This is a genomic window from Streptomyces sp. V4I23 (assembly GCF_030817975.1).
Lineage (GTDB): Bacteria > Actinomycetota > Actinomycetes > Streptomycetales > Streptomycetaceae > Streptomyces.
In genome coordinates, this window is sequence record NZ_JAUSZW010000005.1 from 1 (window position 1) to 19,603 (window position 19,603).

Genomic DNA, 19,603 nt, shown 5'->3' on the forward strand with positions numbered 1-19,603 from the left:
AGCTGCCCCGAGTTTCGTAGAGTCCGGTGGTCTTGTTTCAGGCGGACTGCGGGGTGGCTTCCTGTTGTCGTCAGAAGTCGCGTTCGTACTCGGCGGGCGGTACGTAGTCGAGTGCGGAGTGCAGGCGTTCTTCGTTGTACCACGTGACCCACTGGAAGATCGCCCGTTCGACCTGGTCGACGTCCCGCCACGGCCCTTGCATCTCGATCAGCTCGGCCTTGAACGTGCCGTTCAGGGCCTCGGCCATCGCGTTATCGTACGAGTCGGCCACGGAGCCGACCGACGCGGAGGCGCCGATGTCAGCGAGCCGGTCGGTGTACCGAATTGACACGTATTGAGATCCGCGGTCGCTGTGATGAATGAGGCCGGAGCCTGCCTTGATCCGGCGTCTCCACAGACCCATCTCCAGTGCGTCCAGGGGCAGTTCGGTCCTCATGTGGTTCGCGACCTGCCAGCCGACGATCATCCGCGAGTACACGTCCAGGACAAACGCCACGTATGCCCAGCCCGACCACGTCCTCACATAAGTCATGTCGGCGACCCAGAGCTCGTCCGGGCGGGAGGCTGTGAAGTCCCGATCGACCAGGTCCGGCGGCCTCGGCGCCGACGGTTCGCAGATCGTGGTGCGGCGCCGCTGTCCGCGAATGACACCCTCCAGGTTCAGCTTGGCCATCAGGCGCTCGACGGTGCAGCGGGCGACGTCCACCCCCTTGCGCTTGAGGGCACGGGTCATCCGGCGGGCTCCATAGGTGCCGTCCGACTCGGCGTGGACCGACTCGATCACAGGCATGAGCTGTTCATCGCGGAGCCGGCGGGCCGACTTCGGCCGCTTCTTGCGGGCAAAGTACGTCGACGGCGACAGCTCCAGCACCCGGCAGACGGGATCGACCCCGAGACCCTTGTCACGCAGATGGTCGATCACCTGCTCGGCCTCGTCCGGGGACGGTCGATCTCCTGGGCAAAAAACACCGACGCGGCCTTGAGGATGTCGTTCGCCCGCCTCAACTCCGCCACCTCTTTGCGGAGTTGCCTGAGCTCGTCCTGCTCGGCGGTGGTCAGCCGGTCGTCGCGCTCGCCACGGTCGGCCTCCGCCTGGCGGACCCAGCCGCGCAGGGCCTCTTTATGGATGCCCAGGTCCTTCGCAACGTGCGCGATCGGGCGGCCGGTGGAACGGACCTCGCGGACCGCGCGCTCGCGGAGCTCGTCCGGGTATTTACGGGGTGCAGGCATAGTGTTGGTGGATCTCCTTCGCCAGGACCGTAACCCTGGCATCAGGGACTCCACAAATCTCAGTACAGCTCACCTGGACCGGTCACATCACCGCAGCCCGCGACCGGCTCAGCCAACTGCCCAACCCTGGCTGACCAGCGGATTCCCCGTCCCTTCGACAGCACCCCAACACCCGGAGCAGTGGAATCCGCCGCCACCCCGAGGCGACACTCGGGCCCTCAGCCTGCACAACCTCAGCCCACGGCACGGAAACGGTCCACCGACTCCGTCGGCGGACCGTCACGAAACTTCGAGGTTACTGGTCGTTTCAGAATGAGTTGAGCTGCGGGTCTTGTGCTCAACGATCTTGGTCGGCAGGGTGTCCGGGGTGCGCGCTGATCTTGTTCCTGACGACCTGTGGGAGCGGGTGGCCCCGCTGCTGCCGCCCGCTCCTGAGCGCCGCCGCCGCTATCCCGGGCGGCTGCGCGTTCCTGACCGGGCGGCGCTCGCCGGCGTCATGTACGTGCTGCGGACGGGTGTCGCGTGGCGCGACGTCCCCATGGAGACAGTGGGCTGCTCCGGAGTGACGGCCTGGCGTCGGCTGCGGGATTGGACTGAGGCCGGCGTGTGGCCGCGCCTGCACGCTGCCTTGTTGACCGAGCTTCGACGCGCCGACCTGCTGGACCTGGATGACTGCTCCGTGGACGGGTCGCACGTCCGGGCTCTCAAAGGGGGGATCACGTCGGCCCCTCACCTGTCGACCGCGCCCGCCCCGGCTCGAAGCACCACCTGATCGTCGACTGTCACGGAACCCCGCTCGCCGTCACCCTCGCTGGCGGCAACCGGCACGACGTCACCCAGCTCCTGCCGCTGCTGGAGGCCATCCCACCGATTGGGGGACTTCGGGGACGCCCCCGCCGCAGGCCCCGGCGTCTGTATGCGGACCGGGGCTATGACTTCGACAAGTACCGCCGCCTGCTGTGGAAGCGGGGCATCAAGCCGTTGATCGCGCGACGCGGTGTCGTCCACGGTTCCGGACTGGGCAAGGTGCGCTGGGTGGTCGAGCGTGCCTTGTGCGCCACGAGGCGCTCTGTTTGTATCCCCGGCTCAGCCGGGAGGAACTCGGAAGGAGGTTCCTGGGCCCGATGACTTACCTGGATCCGAAAGGCGAAGGGGACAAAAGCATGTCAGAAAACCAGTGACCGGGCTCAGTTGTCGGAGACGGTGTGCTGGGTGGCCCGCGCGATATGGCGAAGACTGGATTGTTTGAAGCCCAATCTCCAGAAGATGCAAGTTCCCATCCGCCGGAAAGACATCTGAAACCGGTGCCGTGCTCTGCTCTGGCTTCGATTGTGTGGCCGGAGCAACTTCCGGAGCACGGAGCGATGTTCAGCGAGGACATTCAAGGAGATGAGTGGGACGCCTGTGTCGCGCTAGAACGTACAGACAGAGACGAACGTGGGATCGCCTACGGGACGCGAGTCCTATGGCGACGGAGGCCCCGTAGTAGTCGCCGGAGTCACGCCCGGCCAGGGAGGACGGGAAAGCCGTTCACAGGGCGAAGGGGGCCAGGTGATTCGGACACTCGAATCCGGGAGGTATGCGGAATGCAAAGCGCCAAAACGGTGCTGGGTGTCCTGCGTGAACGCGGCAGGCGCGGCCTGCCGTGCAATGAACTGTATAGGCAACTGTTCAACCCGCAGTTGTATCTGCTGGCCTACGGGCGCATTTACGCCAACCACGGCGCGATGACGCCCGGGGTCACGTCGGAAACCGTGGACGGTATGTCACAGCGGAAGATCGGCCGGATCATTGAAGCGATGCGTCACGAGCGTTACCGCTTCAAGCCGGTCCGACGCATCCATATCCCGAAGAAGAACGGGAAGACGCGCCCGCTGGGGCTGCCGACCTGGTCGGACAAGCTCGTTGGAGAAGTGGTCCGCCTGTTATTAGAGGCGTACTACGAGCCAACGTTCTCCGACCGCTCACATGGATTTCGTCCCCGCCGAGGCTGCCACACCGCGTTGCGGGAGGTGGACCACACCTGGACCGGGACATCCTGGTTCATCGAAGGGGACATCGCCGACTGCTTCGGCAGCCTGGACCACCAGGTCCTGCTGTCGATCCTCGGCGAAAAGATCCATGACCAGCGGTTTCTACGGCTGGTGCGCAACATGCTGACAGCCGGATACCTGGAGGACTGGAGATGGGGCACCACGCTCTCCGGAGCGCCGCAAGGCGGAGTGGCCTCCCCAATCCTGTCCAACATCTACCTGCACAAGTTGGATGAGTTTGTAGAAACGGTTCTGATTCCGGAGTACACCCGAGGAGACCGCCGGGCCCGAAACCCGGCTTACCTGGAGTTGCAGAATCTGCTGGCGAAAGCCCGCCGGCGCGGCGATCGGGCCCAGGCCCGTGCGTTGCGTCAGCGGATGGTCAGCCTGCCGAGCGCGGATCCCAATGATCCGGCATATCGCAGGCTGCGCTACATACGCTACGCGGACGATCACCTCCTCGGTTTCACCGGACCGAAAGCCGAGGCCGAGCAGATCAAACAACGCCTGGCCCAGTTCCTGCGTGACAAACTCAAGCTGGAACTGTCCCAGGAAAAGACGCTGATCACCCATGCCCGCACCCGGGCAGCTAGGTTTCTCGGCTATGAGATCACGACCCAGCACAACGACACGAAGAAAACCGGCCGTTACCGTCGGGTCAACGGTCAGATAGCACTCCGTGTTCCACGGGACGTGATCAAAGCCAAGTGCGCCCCCTATATCGCCCGCGGGAAACCCGCGAAGAAGACGGCCCTGACCAACAGCAGCGATCACGCGATCGTGGCGACCTTCGGGACCATCTACCGGGGCGTCGTCCAGTACTACCTGCTCGCCGGAGACGTCTTCCGGCTGCACCGGCTGCAATGGGTCATGGAGACCTCCATGCTCAAAACTCTCGCAGCCAAGCACCGTTCGTCAGTGTCGAAGATGGCCGCCAAGCACAAGACCAGAATCGACACCCCCAACGGGCCCCGAGTGTGCTTCGAGGCCCGTATCGAGCGGAAGAACAGGAAACCACTGGTGGCACGGTTCGGCGGGATTCCCCTCCAACGGCAGCGGGCGGCAGAACTCGCCGATCGCGAGCCGGTACGGGTGGACTATCCGCAGAAGGAACTCATCGCGAGACTCCTCGCGGACACCTGCGAGATCTGCGGAAGCAAGGGCAACGTGCAAGTGCACCACGTCCGCGCTCTCGCCGACCTCGCACATTCCGGATGGCAGCCTTCCGACTGGGCGCGCGTCATGCTCCACCGGCGACGCAAAACCGTCGTGGCCTGCGACACCTGCCACGACCGTATCCACTCAGAACGGCCAGCCAGACCACTCACGCAGTAGTCACTGGAGAGCCGGATGACCGGGAAACCGTCATGTCCGGTTCGGCGGGAGGCCGCGCGGAACAGGACTCGCCCCCACGGCAAGCACCTCGCCGCGCGGCCGACCCAACCGCCTGGCTGCACCAGTTCAAACGGCTCCGCACCCGCTACGAGCGACGCGCCGATCTCCACCAGGGCCTGCTCGAACTGGCTTGCAGTCTCATATGCCTCCGCCGCCTACGAACCTCGCCCTGAAGCGATCAGTTGGCTACGCTGAACCACCCCGGCCGCACCTCGTTCAGAAGCGGTTGCAGCGACCGCACTGCGGACCGCATGTCCTGATCCGTGACCTCAAGAGGCTCCGGCAGGCTCAGCCCATACCCGCGTAGCCGCCAGGGGTCGAAGATTTCGCTCCCGTCGGCTGCAAAGTCCACATCGACCTCAGTGCCGTTGTCGCTCACGAAGCGGCACCCTGCCCCATGAACCTTGTACGAGTAGGTGCCGACGTGATCACTCCGGCTGATCCAGCGCGAACGGGCCAGGCCGACGATGTCCGCCAGTCGCTCAAGCGAGGGGATCGCCCCCTTCATGGCCTCATCAATCGCGTTCAGAGCGCGGACGTAACCGAGCACGAGGTCTCGCGCAGCCCCAACCCGTTCCATACGGCGTCATCTCCCCTGAGCCCGTGGCTGAAAGGATTGTTCCATGGGGCCGCCAGCGTCTCCGCAGGACGGCATTCTGAAACGATCAGTTAGTCAGCCAGTGGGTGGGTCAGACCCCGCCGGGGAACGCTCACTTACATCCTCACTGTCATTCGGCGATATGGGTGCGGTAGATCCACTCGTAGCATCGTACGACTGTCCCGTCGGCGGGATCGGCCGACTCGTCGCCGGTGTACTCGAAATGCTCCCACCCGGCCAGGAACCGGACTCTGACCCGGTCGTCCAGTTCCTCAAGACTCTCCGGTGTCACCGTCCTGTCCCGTTGTTCCTGCGGGAATGCGGCCGGGCCGCCAACCAGTCGAATGTGGATCGTGGGCATCAGGATTCCTCCATAGTCATGGCAGGCGCGCCACTTGGGCGGCGTACACGGTTCCGGAGCCGAAGCGGGTGAGCAGGGGCGATGTCGCTGCTGAGCACGGTCCGGCGAACTCAGCGCCAGCCGCTGTGCGATCGCGGGCGCCGCCTCGAGTGTCTGGGTGTAGGTGTGTCACGGTTGACCCGAGAATGACGTCGACCATGTCAGGCCACAGCTGGACGAGCTCAGTGCCGATCCCCAGCAGCGGGTTGTGCCCTTGCTCGGTGGCCGAGAAGCCGCCGAAACCGGTGCGTTCGGTGGCCTCGACCGCCTGGCTTGCGTGGGTCGCACAGTCGGTGTTCATGTCGGACGCGAGGTAGACGTCGACCGGGGTGGCGAGGCCGCGGGCGGGGGTGTTGAGAAGGGTTTGAGGACGGACGGTCGTATGTGAGTGAGAGTGCGGGGGCGGTGGGTGTCGGGCGGTGGGTCGGTACGGCGGGGGCGCCGGAAACGCCAAGCGGTCGCCCGCCGCTGCCACTACCTGCGTCGCTCTCGCACGATCGAGGGGTGGCCTCCCGAAGACCACCTCTGACCACTCCGAAGCCCGCTACACTCCAGCCGCCCAGCGAAACCCCCAGGTCAGACAGCAAAATCCTGCTGGAGTACTAGTGGTAGGTGTCGTGCATGCGCCACGCCGTCAGCTGGGGTGAGCGGTCGAGGGCCCGGCCGCAGGCGGCGTGAGCGGCGAGCAGGGCTTCGGCCTCGGATCCGGCGAGGATGAAGAGGACCATGTCGATCTGGCCTGCGCTGGTGCGTAGCCACAGGTGCTCGATCCGGTCCGCGGGGGCGAAGTGGGCCGTGAGCAGTTCTCTGAGGCGGGCCGGAGCAGCGGGGGTTCCACGGGAACCGACCAGCCGTATTGTGATCATGTACATCGGAGTTTCAGCGGGGGCTGGTGTGTGTCCCCGTCTGCCGTCGGTGTCAGAGCTGCCGGGGGGAGTTGGTGGTGTCCTTGGGGTGGCTCCAGCCGTATCCGTCGTCGAGGATCTGTCCGGTGCCCCAGCCGAATCCGTCACCCGCTACCACGCCTCGGGGCTCCGAAGCGCTGGGGGCGACGGCGCCGGAGGCGGTGACGCCGGCGATCGAAGCGGCGGACGTGAGCAGCACTGCGATGATCCGGGACATGACAGACTCCACCTTTTGAATAGCCGTCTATTGCGTCGTTTCTCTGCCTTCACCCTGTTTTGTAGGGTGTTGCGTTCGATGGGTTAAGCCTGTCCAACCGTCGAAGCGGTGTCACTAGCAGACGGCGGGCTTCAAGCTGCCTGGCACTTTGGAGCCACCTCCTCGCCGATCCAGGTTGTCTCCATTGACACTTGTTCACCTCCTGCCCCTCCGGAAGCCTGACCTTGCCGAAGGTGTAGATCTGGGGAGAGAGCGACGTGCTGCAACTGCTCGGACTGTCAGCTCATGCGGAAACCGTGTACCGGACGACGCTGCAGTACCCGGATCACGGGGTGGCCGCCTTGTCCAAGGACACGGGCCTCACCGAGGCCGAGATACGGGCCGCGTTCGACGAACTGGCGGCGTTGGCGCTGCTCAAGCCGTCCGACCAGTTCGGAGGAAGGCTCCGGCCGGTGAGTCCCGAGGTCGGGTTGTCGACGCTGCTCGCCTCGACGGAAGCCGAACTCGCCGGGCGGCAGGCCCAGGTGGAGACCACACGCGCGGCGATTGCCGCCATTGCCGCCGAGCACCGCAGCAACCGGCTGTCCGACAGCGCCATCAGACTTCAGGGGCTGGACGCCGTCCGCGCCCGGCTGGAGGAGCTGCAGCGCACGACGGAGTTCGAATGCCTGTCACTCAATCCGGGAGGCGCACACCGGCCCGACGCCCGTAGCGCCGCCACTCCGCTCAACGAGCAAGCACTGCGCCGCGGCGTCACCATCAGGGCAGTTTGCAGGGAAAGCTTCCGCAACGACCCCGACACACTCGCCTACGCCCACTGGCTCATCGAACACGGCGGCGAACTGCGCACCGTGCCGACCGTGCCCATACAGATGGTCATCGTCGACCGCCGCATCGCGATCCTGCCTCTGGACCCGTCTGCGCCCCGCTCAGGCGCGCTGGAGATCCAGAGCCCAGGCGTCATGGCCGCCCTGTGCGCGCTGTTCGAGCAGTGCTGGGCGACAGGGACCTCCTTCGGTGAGCAGCCGCCGGCGGACGACAACGGGTGCACGCCCGTGGAACGCACCCTGCTGCGCATCATCGCCTCCGGCGACACGGACGAGTCCGCGGCCCGAAAGCTCGGTGTCTCGCTGCGCACGGTCCGCCGCATGATGTCCCACCTGATGGAGAGGCTGGAGGCAGCCAGCAGATTCCAGGCAGGCGTGAACGCCGCCAGACGAGGGTGGCTGTGATCCTGGGGAGGGACTGACACGAAAATGACTCGTGGTTGAGCCGGTTACTGATTCCCAATGTGTTTGTCAACACAGCCTCGTGACTCACTGTGAGCGTGTCAGCTCAGCGGGATGGGGCTCGGCGGCGCGGTGATCTCGAAGGTGCGACCGTCGCGTATGAGGGCCCACAGGACGTTCAGACGACGTCGCGCGAGCGCGATGATTGCCTGCTTGTGGTTCTTTCCCTCGGCTCTCTTGCGTTCGTAGAAGGCTTTGGATACGGGGCAGGAGCGGGAGGGGCGACGAGCAATGCTCAGGACTTGTGGATCAGCTCCTGTGGAGGACGCGTGAAGGGCGTACCTTCCCGAGTGAGTGATCGTCAAGTCACCGAGTAGGCCCGCGCTGCGAACGCGGGTCGGGAAGGCACGCCCGTGCTCAGCGTAGTCAATGAAGACGGCACCACCGAGGCCGGTTCCCTGATCGACGAGATCGTCCGCGAGGGTGCTCGGCGGATGCTGGCCGCCGCTCTGGAGACGGAGGTGGACCAGTACATAGCCGAGCTCGCCGGGCAGCGTGACGAGGCCGGTCGCCGGCTGGTGGTCCGCAACGGCCGGCACCGGCCGCGGACGGTGACCACGGCTGCCGGCCCGGTCGAGGTGGCCGCCCCGCGCGTGAACGACAAGCGGGTCGACGAGACGACGGGTGAACGTCAGCGGTTCTCCTCGAAGATCCTGGCGCCGTGGTGCCGGAAGTCCCCGAAGATCAGCGAGGTGCTGCCGCTGCTCTGTCTCCACGGCCTGTCGTCAGGTGACTTCGTGCCTGCGATGGAGCAGTTCCTGGGCTCCTCAGCCGGGCTGCCGCCGGCCACGGTGACCCGGCTGACGCAGCAGTGGACCGCCGACCACGCCGCCTTCCAGCGCCGTGACCTGGCCGGATCGGACTACGTCTACGTCTGGGCCGACGGCGTCCATCCCAAGATCCGCTTGTCCCAGGCGCACTCCTGCCTCCTGGTCCTGATGGGCGTCCGCGTCGACGGCACTGAGCTTGACTCTGTCGGGGATCTTGGGGATCCCCGGCGGGGCAGCGTGATCAACGGGCATGCTCGGCTCTGTTCAAGGACCGATGCAGTTGTCGAGGTGCCCGTTGTCGCTCCACGCCCGCTCTGGTGAGCAAGTTCCTTCTCTGACCGTGCAGATGGCGCGGGCGAGCAACCCGGGCGGTACAACGGCGATGTGGGTCAGAGACCACCTGGGCGGGCTGTGGCGGGACGAGGACTTCGCCGACTGGTACCCGCGCGATGGCCGCCCGGGGCTTTCGCCCGCCCAGCTGGCCACCGTCTGCGTGCTGCAGTTCCTGCTCGGTCTGTCGGACCGGCAGGCGGCCGAGGCGGTCCGCTGCCGTATCGATTTCAAGTACGCGCTGGCCATGGAACTGGACGATCCCGGCTTCCACCACAGCGTGCTGGCCGACTTCCGTGAGCGTCTCACCGAGGGCGGCCGAGCCGACCGTCTCCTCGACCTCGCGCTCGAGCGCCTGAAGAAGGCCGGTCTCGTCCGCGAGCGCACCACCCAGCGCACGGACTCCACCCACGTCCTGGCCGCGGTGCGCGACCTGACCCGGCTGGAACTGGTCACCGAGGCCGTCCGCGCCGCGCTGGAAGAGCTGGCCGGCACAGCTCCGCACCTGCTGGCCGGCCTGGTGGACGAGGAGTGGGGGCGCCGCTACGGCCGTCCGGTCCGTCTGGGCAAGAACCCCACCCGCCCCAAGACCAGGATCCTTGCCACAGGCGGCGACGCCGTCCGCCTGCTGGAGCACGTCGGGGAGCATGAGGCGGATCGCCTGTCCGGTCCCCGGGTCCAGGCCCTGCGGCAGATCATGGTGCAGAACTACTACCGCGACGGGGCCGGCCGCCTGCGCTGGCGCACCGCCGAGGACGGCGGCCTGCCGCCCTCGGCCGTCGCGGTCGTCTCGCCCTGCGACCCGACGGCCCGCTACGCGCGCCGCGGACACGTCACCCGTTGGAAAGGGTTCGTCGCACATCTCACTGAGACCTGTGATCCCGACGGCGTCAACGTGATCACAGATGTGGCCACCACCGACGCCACCGGCTACGACGCGAAGGCGCTGCCCGGCATTCACACCCGGCTCAAGCACCGCGGGCTGCTGCCCGCCGAGCATCTGGTCGACGGCGGCTACACCTCCCTGGTCCATCTGGAACAGGCAGCCCGCGAACACCAGGTCACGGTCACCGGACCGCTACCGGTCAACTCCACCCGCCAGCACCGCAAGAACGACGGCTTCGGCCGCGACGACTTCCACATCGACTTCGACCGCCAGCAGGTCACCTGCCCGCAGGGCGAGACCAGCGCGGGATGGCACGGCCCCTATCCGACCTCCTCACCCACCGCGGCACCTCTGATCGTGGCACGGTTCACCAAGAGCCAGTGCCGTCCCTGCCCGGTCCGCACCCGCTGCACGACCACCACTGACAGCGCCCGAACCGTGGGCTTTCCTCCGCGAGAACTCCGTGACCTGCAACTCCGAGTCCGCGCCGAGCAACAGACACCCGAATGGCAGGCCCGCTATGCGGTCCGCTCCGGAGTGGAAGGCACGATCAACGAGCTCGCTCACGGACACGGCATGCGCCGCTGCCGCTACCGGGGACAGCAGAAAGCCCACCTACAACACGTGCTAACAGCCATCGCCGCAAACATCGAGCGCCTCAGCCGACGGCCGCCGACCGGAGAAGCACCTCCGTCCCGGCCGCCGACCGCCTTCCAGAACTTCCTGGACCAGCACGGGATCCCCCGGCCGAGGTCTTGGCGGTCCGCCAGAGACTGAGCAGACGACACCAAGATCCCCGACAGAGTCAAGCTTAGAGGGTGTCTCACGTGGCGTTAGGTGGATGCGGCATGATGCTTTGCCATGGTTGTTGGTTTGTCGCAGCGGTTGGTTCCTGACGAACTCTGGTCGCTCGTCGCACCGTTGTTGCCTTCGTTTACTTCCCGTCCGCAGGGTGGAGGCACGGCCCCGGTCGATGAGCGAGCAGCGTTCACGGCTGTGGTGTACGTGCTGACCAGCGGCTGTGCCTGGCGCCATCTGCCGGAGACTTTCGGTGTCTCGCCGGCCACCGCGCACCGCCGGTTCTCCGCTTGGACCAAGGACAGGCTGTGGCGGCGGCTGCATCGGGCCGTTCTGGACGAACTCGGGGCCCGTGGTGAGGTGGACTGGACCTCGGCGATCGTGGACGCGGCCTCGGTCCGTGCGAAAAAGGGGGATCGCTGACCGGGCGCAATCCGGTCGACCGGGGCAAGAAGGGCAGCAAGCTCCACGTACTGTCCGACGCGCAAGGCTTACCCCTCGCTCTTGGCGTCTCTGGCGCGAACGTTCATGACAGCCAGGCGCTGCTGCCGCTGGTCCTGGGCATACCCGCCATCCGCTCGAGGCGCGGTCCCCGTAGACGCCGCCCCGGCAGGCTCCGTGCCGACAAGGCGTACCACTCCGCCGAGAGGCTGAAGTGGCTGCGCGAGCGGGGCATCGTCCCGCGCATCGCCAGGCCCGGCATCGAGTCCAGCGAGCGTCTCGGCCGGCACCGCTGGAAGATCGAACGGTCGATCTCCTGGCTCTTCGGCTACCGCCGCCTGACCGTCCGATACGAGCGAAAGGGCAGCCACTTCCTGGCCTTCCTCGGACTCGCGGCGGCCCTGACCTGCTACAAGAAGCTCGCAAAACTCACCATGAACCGTTCCGGGTTCGGTAGAGATCTCAGTTGTTGGTTGTGACCTGGGGTTTTGTGGTTGCCCGGTAGTGGTTGTTCTCGTATTCAACGGGCGGGACGTGGCCTATCTCACCGTGGAGTCGTCGGTGGTTGTACCAGTCGACGTACTCGGCGGTGGCGAGCTCGACGTCGGACAGCGTCTTCCACGGCCGTCGGGGCTTGATCAGCTCGGTCTTGAACAGCCCGATCGTGCTCTCCATCAGGGCATTGTCGTAGGCGTCGCCGACCGAGCCGATCGAGGCGGCGATACCGGCGGCGTCCAGGTGCTCGGCGAGCCGGAAACTCGTGTATTGCGACCCGGCATCGGAGTGATGGATCAACTCACCTGGCTGGACTGGATGTTGATCACGGTCGCGCTGCCAGATCGCCATCTCCAGGGCGTCCAGCACGAAGACCGTCTCCTTCACGGTGGCGGCCGACCAGCCGACGATCCGGCGGGAGAAGGTGTCCACGACGAAGGCGACGTAGACGACGCCGGCCCACGTTCTGACATGGGTGAAGTCCGCGACCCAGCAGCGGTTCGGGGCGCCGGCGACGAAGTTGCGGTCCACGAGGTCGGGAGCCCGCCCGGCCTGGCCGCCGGGAAGCGTGGTGATCACGCGTTTGCCGCGGACCGCGCCGGTGATGCCGAGCTCGCGCATCAGGCGTTCGACGGTGCAGCGGGCCACGGCCTGGCCCTGCCGGTTCAGCTCCCGCCAGATCTTCCTCGCCCCGTAGACGCGGTAGTTGGCGTCGTAGACGTGCTGGATCAGTTCCTTCAGCTCGCCGTCCCGCACGGTCCTGGCGGACGGCGCGGTCCGGCGTCTGCGGTGGGCATAGTAGGTGGAGGAGGCGATCCTGCAGTCGTGCATCGTCAGCACGCGGCAGATCGGCTCGACGCCGCCGAAGCGGTCCTTGTGCTCGTCGATGAACGCTACGAGCGTGTGTGTGGCCGGTCGAGCTCGGCCGCGAAGAAAGACGCCGCGGCTTTGAGGATCTCGTTCGCCCGCTTGAGCTCGGCGTTCTCCTTCTTCAGCCGCTTCAGCTCGGCGGACTCCTCCGTCGTCGTCCCCGGCCGGGTCCCAGCGTCGATCTGGTCCTGCCGTACCCACTTCCGCAGGGTCTCGGTCGTGCCGATGCCCAGCTTCTGGGCGACCGCTTTCATAGCGGCCCACTCGGTGTCGTACTCCGGCCGCACCTCGGCGACCATCCGCACCGCCCGACGGCGCAGCTCAAGCGGGTACTGGGAAGGACGTGCCATGACTCGATCCTCTCAAATGATCGAGTCCCTACCGAACCCGGAACGGTTCACCACGTGAGACATCCTCTTAGTAGGTGTCTTTCAACCGCTGTTTGCAACTGGTCTGGGACGAGTAGCTTGTGGGCATGGTGAACGTCAGCGCGTCGGGGTCGGTGACGACGGAGGTTCGTAGGATCGTGTGGACTGTCCAGGCTGGTCACGAGGGTCAGTGGCATACCTTGGAGGCAAGGTTCCGCGAGCGGGACGCGGCTATTGAACGTCTTGAGTGGTGCCGCGTTCACGCGCCTCGTTCTGTCTCTCACCGGCTCATCCGGGAAACGACGACGGTGACGACCGAGATCGAGGACGTTTGATCGGGCTGTCTCTCAGGCTGGCTTTGTTTTCTTCGTCCAGCTGTCAGTGCGGGAGCCTTTTCGGGTCAGGCGCCGTGTCATGAGGGTGATGAATGCCCAGTTCAGGTGGGCTTCGGAGTGCTGGGGCAGTCGCTCGTAGTCCCGGCAGTTGCGGCGGGCGTTCATGATCCAGCCGAGGGACCGTTCGACCTTCCAGCGGCGGGGCAGCACGACGAATCCCTTCGCGCCCTTGGGCCGGAGGACGGGCCGCAGGGTCAACCACAGGTGGTCCGCGGTCCAGGCGGGCAGCAGGTCACGGGAGTATGCGGAGTCGGCCCAGATCTGGGTGATCTGGGGGTGCGTGAGCCTCAGGCGCCAGAGCAGGTCCCTGGCCATGACCTCGTCCCGGGCATCGCCGGGGGTCACCGTGATCATCACGGGCAGTCCGAGGGTGTCGACCACGATGTGTCTTTTGCGCCCGTTGATTTTCTTGCCGGCGTCGTAGCCGCGACTGTCCTTGCCGACGGTGGAGGCCGCTTTCACGGACTGGGAGTCGACGATCAGGGTGACCGGGAAGGGGCAGCGGCCCTTGTCCGTGCGGATCCGTCGGCGGAGCTGGTCGCGGATGAAGGTGACGACTCCGGCCCGGTTCCAGCGCCAGAAGAACCCGTAAACGGTCTGCCAGGGAGGGAAATCCGCAGGTAGAGCCCTCCATTTGGCGCCGTTGTCGACGATGAAGCGGATCGCGTCGACAACGTCCCGCCGCGGCCATTTCTCCGGATGTCCACCGGTCTTGGTCTGACAGGCCGGGGTCGGCAGCAGCGGCTCGATCAGGGCCCACTCGGCGACGGTGGTGTCGGAGGGATAGCGGTGGCGGCGGGTTGAGTCACGCATCACGGATCTATCGGGTGAGCTGGGCCAGGGTCGCGCGGACACCGGTGAGCTGGGCGGATGCCAGCTGGGCCCATTCGTCGTCGGGGTAGCGGGCTAGGTGCGGGTCCAGCGTGCCGGTGATCATCCGGGTGAGCCGGCCGAGGATGAGGCGGAACTGCTTCTTCTCGTATTCGATCCAGTCCGCCGGGTCGTCGGAGAACATGTATCCGTCCCGCCGACGCCAGATGATCGGAGTGAGGTGTTCGGCCGCCCCGACATCCCGAAGGTGCCGGATCCCTCGCTCGACCTGGTATTTCGTCAGGCGGGTGGCGGTGATGAGCTGTCGGCTCTGGAGGCCGGCGGGACGGGCTTCCATCAGGGCGACGCGCACGAGGTCGCCGTAGTGCTCCGCAAGAGGCCGGGCCTCCCGGCGTCGGGGCATGGCCTACTCGCCCTTGAGGAGTTTGGCCAGCTGCTCGTCCAGGGTGAACTCGCCGTTGTCGATCGCGGCTTCGAGCCAGTCGGCTGCGGCCCGGACCTTGGAGATGCCGCGGCGGACGGTCTCGCGCTCGTCGTCGGTGAACTCCTGGCCCCTCATCCTGGGGACGAGGCGGCCGAGGGTGGCGACGAACTGGTGGCAGGAGCCGACCAGGTCGAGGTATTCGATGGTGTGCTCGATCTTGCGGACGGCCGGGGTGCGTTCGCGGATCGTCTCGCGGGCCTTCGCGGAGTTGTCGAACTGGGCCCGGTTGACCAGAAAGCGGGCGGTGTCATCCCGCATAGTCTCCCTCGCGACGTCGGGGCGTTTCAGCATCTCGGTGGTCACCTGCTTGGCGACGTCGTCGTCCCGGGTGAGCTCGCGAACGACCCGGAGCCGTTCGTCGGGGGTGATCTGGGCCGCGGCGGCCGGCCGCGACAGAAGGTCGACGGTCACCCGGGAGGCGACTTCCTCATCGCGGGTCAGGTCGGTGACTGCCTGGATCTTCTCCTCGACCGTCACCGGCCGGTCAACCCGCTGCCCGACCAGGCGTTTCGCCGCGTCCGGTGCCCACTGCCGCTTGCCCGTGCGCGAGTTGAAAGGGGCATCCTCGATCGCTGCCCACCGCTCGTCCTCGTCCTGGATCGAGGCCAGGATCTTGTGGACGGTGAACGACACGCCGCCCTTGCGCTTGGCCTCCGGCCAGCGCGAGGCGGTCCACCGCCAGTCCTCGACCGTGGAGCGGGCCACCCCGATGTCGTCGGCGAACATCTGCAACGACTCCTCAACGGTGAACAGGTCGTCGGTGCCGTTCGGCATCGACCCGCCGACCGGCCGCATCGGCTCGATCTCCAGGGCCTTGTCACCCAGCGCGAACTGGGCCTTCGTCATCTGGTTGATCAGGTCGCGGGCCTCGGCGACGAGCTGTTCGTAACGAGTTCGAGTGACGTTGCCGATCCGGTCTGACACGATGATCACCGCCCTCGCCCCCGGCCGGATCAACCACCCGGTGGTGGTCGAATGAGTGGTTCCGGCCCAGGCCGACTTCCACCGTGACGCGGACCCGACATGACGGGGCAGAGCGTGAACCAGGGGCGCTCGAAGCACCGGTTGTCCGCCCCCGGAGATTGTGCAAAACGGCTGTGACCTGTGGTGTTTCCGTGCCGTTCGCCTACGGCGTTTCGGTAACACCGTTCCGCGACGCCTGTCTTTCGCGGCAGGCACGGACCCGGCACCGCGACGAACAGTAGACCGCCGACCGCGACCGCTCGACCCCCACCGTCCACGACCGGCCGCAAACCGGGCACTCGACCTGATCACCACGCTGCATCAACGCCACCCGCTGCCGTGCCCGCTGAAGCCTCCGCCACCGCCTCGACCTGCACCGACCCGAGCAGAACACCGCCTCCGCCGCCATCGACGACGCAAGCGGATCACCACACTCCCGGCAGTACCGCCGGCCCACCCCGCCAGACGCCACAACCCAGATCATCCAGCCGTACGCACCCCACGACCAGCCTTCAAAAACACCTACTCATCGTCTTCATCCTCGTGCGCACCGGCTACCAGCGGATCATGCCGGGCATCGCCGTCTGCCTGTTCGGCTTCTTCCTCGCCAACACCGGCATCGCCCCCACGATCACCGGCGCCGTCTCCTCCGTCGCCGGATGGATCAGCAGCTTCTGACCACCCCAGACCCCAACCGCCTAACGAAAGAGAGAACACGACGATGAATCACAGCCCCCTGACCCTCGTGGTCGACGACGCCGCCGCCGTCCTCGCGGCCAGCCCCGAGGCCCGCGCCCTGGTCGACGACCTGCTGCGCACCGGCCGCCGCAACGGCCTGGTGGTCCGCTCCGAGACCCGCCGGCCGCTCTGGCAGTACCCGACGCCGGGCGCGCTCGAGAACGCTGCCGAACAGCAGTAGCCCATCCCGCTCGCCCCCTGCGCCCTCCCCGCCACCACGGCGGGGAGGGCGCCCCCGCATCTGCCCCGAACGGAGCTCACCGTGGACTTCAACCACGTCACCCGCCCACTGTCCGACTCCGAAGCCAAGACCGAAGCCGAGCGGATCATCGCCGAAGCGATGCGCCCCGAGCGGCAGTTCCCGACGTCGTTCCGCGACGAATCCGAGGTCCCGCCGTACGGCGACACCCCGCCCGTCCATCAGGACGACAAGCGGATCGTGCCCGCCTGGGCGGCCGGGATCGCGGTGGCCTCCATCGGCGTCGGCGCCGGCATCACCGGAGTCGGCTGCGGAGCCTGGCTCGTGTTCCAGGGCCTGGCCTCCGTCACGCTCTACGGCGTCCTCATGGTCACCCTGCCGTTCGCGGGCGTCGCCATGGTCGCCACCGCGATCGGCGGCGCGATCAACAAGGCGCGCTCCACGGTCACGAAGAACGTGTACGAGGGCCCGGTCGTGCAGAACACGCAGATCAACAACACCAGCAACCAGCGCGGGATGTTCTCCCGTACCTGCAACGACGTCCGCTGAGCTCCGGGCGCCCTGCCTCGTATCCGACACCTCGCCCGCGGGCCGGGGCTCGGGTGCGGGACAGGCCGTCCGGCCTCGCGGTCAGTCGTAGTCGATCCAGATCCGGCCGTGGTCGTCGACCTCGGCACCCCGGATCTGCCCGTCGACGATCGCCCCGTTGATCGTCACCTCGACGTCGTAGTCCACGTCGATCCACAGCACACCGTCGTCGTCGGTGAACGCGGGCCAGATCTGCCCGTCCGTGTCCACGACCTCTTCGAAGACGACTTCCTCCGGCTCATCACGGGTGAACCACCCCATCCCAGCCGCCCCCCTTTCTCTTCGGTCCCGTCGCTCACAGCTTGGCCCACTCACACGCTCCGTGAACCCCGCATCGACAACAAGGAGTTGCCCCGTGCAGTCCAACAACCACACCCCCGGCCAGAACCACCAGGAGCTCACCCACCTCCCCGTGCCCTTCCCGAAGGCACCGCCCAAGGAGCCGCGGTTCGCCGCGCTGCGCACCTGGTGGCAGGAGGCGTGGGAGGAAGACGGCGTCCTGCACGCGATGTGGGAGGACGTCCTCAGCGCCCCCGAGGACGGCTTCCGGTACATGGCCCCCTGGCTCCGGGCCGTCCTGATGGTGGCCGGAGTGTCCTTCGTCGTGCTGATGGCCAAGGCCGCCGGCGAAGTCGTCCTCCAGGGGCTGCACACGCTGCTCACCGCCGTGCCCAAGGTGCAGGTCGGCGTCGACACCTCCAGCGGCGTGTTCGCCGTCGTCGACCAGCCGGTGCGCACGTACATCGCGCAGCACTCCGCCGGCCTCCCGGTCGAAGGCTCCACCGTCTACACGCTGTGGCTGCTCACCGGCATCGTCGGCCTGGTCCTCGGCTACCTCTCCCGGAACAACGGAGTGCGCGCGATGTGGTCGGGGTGGGGCGCGGCCTCCGTGTTCATGGTTTGGACGGCCACCCCGGACACCAGCCGCCCCGTCGCGGTCGGCCTCGCGGTCCTCGCCTGGACGTTCCTGTCCGCGTTCGCGATGCGCGGCCTGACCCTGCGCCGCCGCGTCGTCGCCGGGCGCCCGGCGAAGGTCTCCGTCAAGCCCGAGATCCACGTCCACGTGCCCGCCCCGGCCCCGGCCGCCGACCAGCACCCGCACAGCAGCTGCCCCTTCCGGGACTGACCTCCGGTCGCTCCGCCTGGTCCTCGCCCACCCCGACACCGGGGCGGGCGAGGGCTGGACAGGCCGACCGGCCGCCTCGCACCGCGCCCGCCAACGCACGCCGCTGGCGGGCGCGGTGCGTGCTGTCCACCGACATCAGGAGGAACCGCTCGTGCTCATCCCCCGCCCGCGTTGCCGGATCGGCCGGCCCCGCCCGCAGCGCCCCGGCCCCCGCTACCCGCAGCGCCCCGCCCGGCTCCCCGGCATCTGGAGCAGGTGATGCCCCGCCCTCGGAAGAAGCGCCGCCGCGAGATCACGAAGGTGCCGCGCAGCGACGCGATGCTGCCGGAGTTCGACCGGCGCGCTTGTCCCGAGGGCCTGGTCACCCGGCGGCAGTTACGGGAGAAGGGGCTGAGTCCCGGCGGACACGGCCCGGTCGCGGTCCTGCGCTGCAAGGCGTGCTCCTACCGGCCCGACCAGGCGTGCATCCATCCCACTCGGGCCTGGCTCTACAGCGTGGAGCTCGCCCGGCCCAAACGCACGCCGACGCTCGCGCAGGAATGGGCGCTGGACCGGGCCATGGCCGCGAGGTCCACGTGCCCGGAATGCAGGCGCCGGTACTACTTCTGCCTCCCGTTGCGCACCCAGGGCCGCTGCGACCCCTGCGACAAGGGCTACGAGCCCAGCCCTGACACCTACTTCGCTTCCACGACCCCGGTGACCCACCGGCTGGCCGCCTGACCAACGACTTTCGGCGGGCCGCGGCGTGCTGCCCGCCGGACAACGACAAGGAGAAGCACCGCCCATGACCTCCACGATCCCTGCTTCCGGCATCGACAAGAACATGGACGCCGCCTGCGCCTCGGTCGCAGGCGAGATCAGCCGCACGGACGGCAAGTCGTCCTTACTGCTCGCCTTCAACGGCGCCGTCCTCGCCGGACTCGCGTCCGTCACCGACAAGGACCTGCCCCTGCCGACCAAGGTGTTCGGCGCTGCGGCCGTCCTCGCCCTGGGCGCGGCCGCCGTGTTGCTGCTCCTGGTCGTCCGGCCCCGGCTCAGCGGCGCTGACCGGGCTTCCTTCCCGTACTGGGCGCAGCTCGACGAGGACGCGGTCCGCGACTGCATGCAGGGCGACACCCGCGCCGCCCGCATCCGGGTCCTGTCCGTCCTCGCGGTCCGCAAGTACCGGTACCTGCGACGCGCGGTCGATCTCAGCCTCGCTGCTCTGGCCCTGCTCGCACTGGCCGCCGCTGGCACCGCACTGTGACGGCGGCC

General features: G+C 67.3%; 20 protein-coding genes and 4 pseudogenes. 13 read left to right on the top strand and 11 right to left on the bottom strand.

Features of this window, described 5'->3' with window-relative positions; all coding sequences use genetic code 11:
• Positions 1 to 70: 70 nt before the first annotated feature.
• Positions 71 to 1,230, bottom strand: a protein-coding gene (locus QFZ82_RS39080; protein WP_307711216.1) for an IS3 family transposase whose coding sequence is annotated in 2 segments (ribosomal slippage) — positions 71 to 966 and positions 966 to 1,230 — 1,161 coding nt in all. Because the reading frame shifts where the segments join, the coding sequence is not laid out codon by codon here.
• A gap of 367 nt (positions 1,231 to 1,597) precedes the next feature.
• On the opposite strand from QFZ82_RS39080, the pseudogene QFZ82_RS39085 reads away from it, so the two are divergent.
• From QFZ82_RS39085 to QFZ82_RS39095, 3 genes and pseudogenes are all read left to right on the top strand, one after another.
• A pseudogene (locus QFZ82_RS39085) lies at positions 1,598 to 2,280 on the top strand (IS5 family transposase); the annotation flags it as partial.
• A gap of 536 nt (positions 2,281 to 2,816) precedes the next feature.
• Positions 2,817 to 4,598: a reverse transcriptase/maturase family protein gene (locus QFZ82_RS39090; protein WP_307711302.1), complete on the top strand. Its 1,782-nt coding sequence runs from the start codon at positions 2,817 to 2,819 to the stop codon at positions 4,596 to 4,598.
• 110 nt (positions 4,599 to 4,708) lie between these two features.
• Positions 4,709 to 4,831 (top strand): annotated as a pseudogene (locus QFZ82_RS39095) (IS5/IS1182 family transposase); the annotation flags it as partial.
• A gap of 5 nt (positions 4,832 to 4,836) precedes the next feature.
• Here the strand turns inward: QFZ82_RS39095 and QFZ82_RS39100 are convergent.
• The 4 genes from QFZ82_RS39100 to QFZ82_RS39115 all read right to left on the bottom strand — a co-directional run bounded on the left by QFZ82_RS39100 (position 4,837) and on the right by QFZ82_RS39115 (position 6,778).
• Positions 4,837 to 5,238 carry a hypothetical protein gene (locus QFZ82_RS39100; protein WP_307711318.1) on the bottom strand — a complete coding sequence of 134 codons (402 nt, stop codon included), beginning with the start codon at positions 5,236 to 5,238 and terminating at the stop codon, positions 4,837 to 4,839.
• A 148-nt stretch (positions 5,239 to 5,386) separates the two neighbouring features.
• A complete protein-coding gene (locus QFZ82_RS39105) occupies positions 5,387 to 5,617 on the bottom strand; it encodes a DUF5988 family protein (protein ID WP_307711335.1) in 231 nt (76 codons plus the stop codon).
• A 641-nt stretch (positions 5,618 to 6,258) separates the two neighbouring features.
• Positions 6,259 to 6,522: a hypothetical protein gene (locus QFZ82_RS39110; RefSeq protein ID WP_307711211.1), complete on the bottom strand. Its 264-nt coding sequence runs from the start codon at positions 6,520 to 6,522 to the stop codon at positions 6,259 to 6,261.
• A gap of 52 nt (positions 6,523 to 6,574) precedes the next feature.
• Positions 6,575 to 6,778 carry a hypothetical protein gene (locus QFZ82_RS39115; RefSeq protein WP_307711210.1) on the bottom strand — a complete coding sequence of 68 codons (204 nt, stop codon included), beginning with the start codon at positions 6,776 to 6,778 and terminating at the stop codon, positions 6,575 to 6,577.
• A 257-nt stretch (positions 6,779 to 7,035) separates the two neighbouring features.
• On the opposite strand from QFZ82_RS39115, the gene QFZ82_RS39120 reads away from it, so the two are divergent.
• Positions 7,036 to 8,010: a LuxR C-terminal-related transcriptional regulator gene (locus QFZ82_RS39120; protein ID WP_307711334.1), complete on the top strand. Its 975-nt coding sequence runs from the start codon at positions 7,036 to 7,038 to the stop codon at positions 8,008 to 8,010.
• Positions 8,011 to 8,108: 98 nt separating this feature from the next.
• Here the strand turns inward: QFZ82_RS39120 and QFZ82_RS39125 are convergent.
• Positions 8,109 to 8,273 (bottom strand): annotated as a pseudogene (locus QFZ82_RS39125) (IS110 family transposase); the annotation flags it as partial.
• A 147-nt stretch (positions 8,274 to 8,420) separates the two neighbouring features.
• On the opposite strand from QFZ82_RS39125, the pseudogene QFZ82_RS39130 reads away from it, so the two are divergent.
• The 3 genes and pseudogenes from QFZ82_RS39130 to QFZ82_RS39140 form a co-directional block, all read left to right on the top strand.
• Positions 8,421 to 9,050: pseudogene (locus tag QFZ82_RS39130) on the top strand (transposase); the annotation flags it as partial.
• Positions 9,051 to 9,219: 169 nt separating this feature from the next.
• On the top strand, positions 9,220 to 10,830 hold the full coding sequence (locus QFZ82_RS39135) for an IS1182 family transposase (RefSeq protein ID WP_307711470.1): 1,611 nt from the start codon (positions 9,220 to 9,222) through the stop codon (positions 10,828 to 10,830).
• A gap of 84 nt (positions 10,831 to 10,914) precedes the next feature.
• A protein-coding gene (locus QFZ82_RS39140; RefSeq protein WP_373429222.1) for an IS5 family transposase occupies positions 10,915 to 11,771 on the top strand; the annotation gives its coding sequence in 2 pieces (ribosomal slippage) (positions 10,915 to 11,248 and positions 11,248 to 11,771; 858 coding nt in all).
• Here the strand turns inward: QFZ82_RS39140 and QFZ82_RS39145 are convergent.
• The 4 genes from QFZ82_RS39145 to QFZ82_RS39160 form a co-directional block, all read right to left on the bottom strand.
• Positions 11,755 to 13,007 (bottom strand): IS3 family transposase gene (locus tag QFZ82_RS39145; protein ID WP_307711262.1). Its coding sequence is split into 2 segments (ribosomal slippage): positions 11,755 to 12,725 and positions 12,725 to 13,007, totalling 1,254 coding nucleotides; the frame shifts between segments, so codons are not numbered across the junction. The two genes, QFZ82_RS39140 and QFZ82_RS39145, sit on opposite strands and share 17 nt — an antisense overlap.
• A 365-nt stretch (positions 13,008 to 13,372) precedes the next feature.
• Positions 13,373 to 14,233, bottom strand: coding sequence for an IS5 family transposase (locus QFZ82_RS39150; protein ID WP_373429223.1), 861 nt, complete (start codon positions 14,231 to 14,233; stop codon positions 13,373 to 13,375).
• Positions 14,234 to 14,240: 7 nt separating this feature from the next.
• Positions 14,241 to 14,654, bottom strand: a complete 414-nt coding sequence (locus QFZ82_RS39155) for a hypothetical protein (protein WP_307711471.1) — start codon at positions 14,652 to 14,654, stop codon at positions 14,241 to 14,243.
• Between the two features lie 3 nt (positions 14,655 to 14,657).
• Positions 14,658 to 15,668: a DUF6192 family protein gene (locus QFZ82_RS39160; RefSeq protein WP_307711472.1), complete on the bottom strand. Its 1,011-nt coding sequence runs from the start codon at positions 15,666 to 15,668 to the stop codon at positions 14,658 to 14,660.
• 573 nt (positions 15,669 to 16,241) lie between these two features.
• On the opposite strand from QFZ82_RS39160, the gene QFZ82_RS39165 reads away from it, so the two are divergent.
• The 3 genes from QFZ82_RS39165 (at position 16,242) to QFZ82_RS39175 (ending at position 17,184) form a co-directional block, all read left to right on the top strand.
• Positions 16,242 to 16,376 (top strand): hypothetical protein, encoded by a 135-nt coding sequence (locus QFZ82_RS39165; protein WP_307711473.1) that lies wholly within the window; start codon positions 16,242 to 16,244, stop codon positions 16,374 to 16,376.
• 43 nt (positions 16,377 to 16,419) lie between these two features.
• Positions 16,420 to 16,617, top strand: coding sequence for a hypothetical protein (locus QFZ82_RS39170; RefSeq protein ID WP_307711474.1), 198 nt, complete (start codon positions 16,420 to 16,422; stop codon positions 16,615 to 16,617).
• Between the two features lie 81 nt (positions 16,618 to 16,698).
• Positions 16,699 to 17,184 (top strand): hypothetical protein, encoded by a 486-nt coding sequence (locus QFZ82_RS39175; protein WP_307718007.1) that lies wholly within the window; start codon positions 16,699 to 16,701, stop codon positions 17,182 to 17,184.
• Between the two features lie 81 nt (positions 17,185 to 17,265).
• Here QFZ82_RS39175 and QFZ82_RS39180 read toward each other — a convergent pair whose 3' ends face one another.
• The gene (locus tag QFZ82_RS39180; RefSeq protein ID WP_217144802.1) at positions 17,266 to 17,484 is read right to left on the bottom strand and encodes a hypothetical protein; all 219 of its coding nucleotides are present in this window, start codon (positions 17,482 to 17,484) and stop codon (positions 17,266 to 17,268) included.
• Positions 17,485 to 17,578: 94 nt separating this feature from the next.
• On the opposite strand from QFZ82_RS39180, the gene QFZ82_RS39185 reads away from it, so the two are divergent.
• The 3 genes from QFZ82_RS39185 to QFZ82_RS39195 all read left to right on the top strand — a co-directional run bounded on the left by QFZ82_RS39185 (position 17,579) and on the right by QFZ82_RS39195 (position 19,595).
• Positions 17,579 to 18,349, top strand: coding sequence for a hypothetical protein (locus QFZ82_RS39185; RefSeq protein ID WP_307718008.1), 771 nt, complete (start codon positions 17,579 to 17,581; stop codon positions 18,347 to 18,349).
• 258 nt (positions 18,350 to 18,607) lie between these two features.
• The gene (locus QFZ82_RS39190; RefSeq protein ID WP_307718009.1) at positions 18,608 to 19,069 is read left to right on the top strand and encodes an RRQRL motif-containing zinc-binding protein; all 462 of its coding nucleotides are present in this window, start codon (positions 18,608 to 18,610) and stop codon (positions 19,067 to 19,069) included.
• 64 nt (positions 19,070 to 19,133) lie between these two features.
• Positions 19,134 to 19,595, top strand: coding sequence for a Pycsar system effector family protein (locus QFZ82_RS39195; RefSeq protein ID WP_307718010.1), 462 nt, complete (start codon positions 19,134 to 19,136; stop codon positions 19,593 to 19,595).
• Positions 19,596 to 19,603 lie beyond the last annotated feature (8 nt).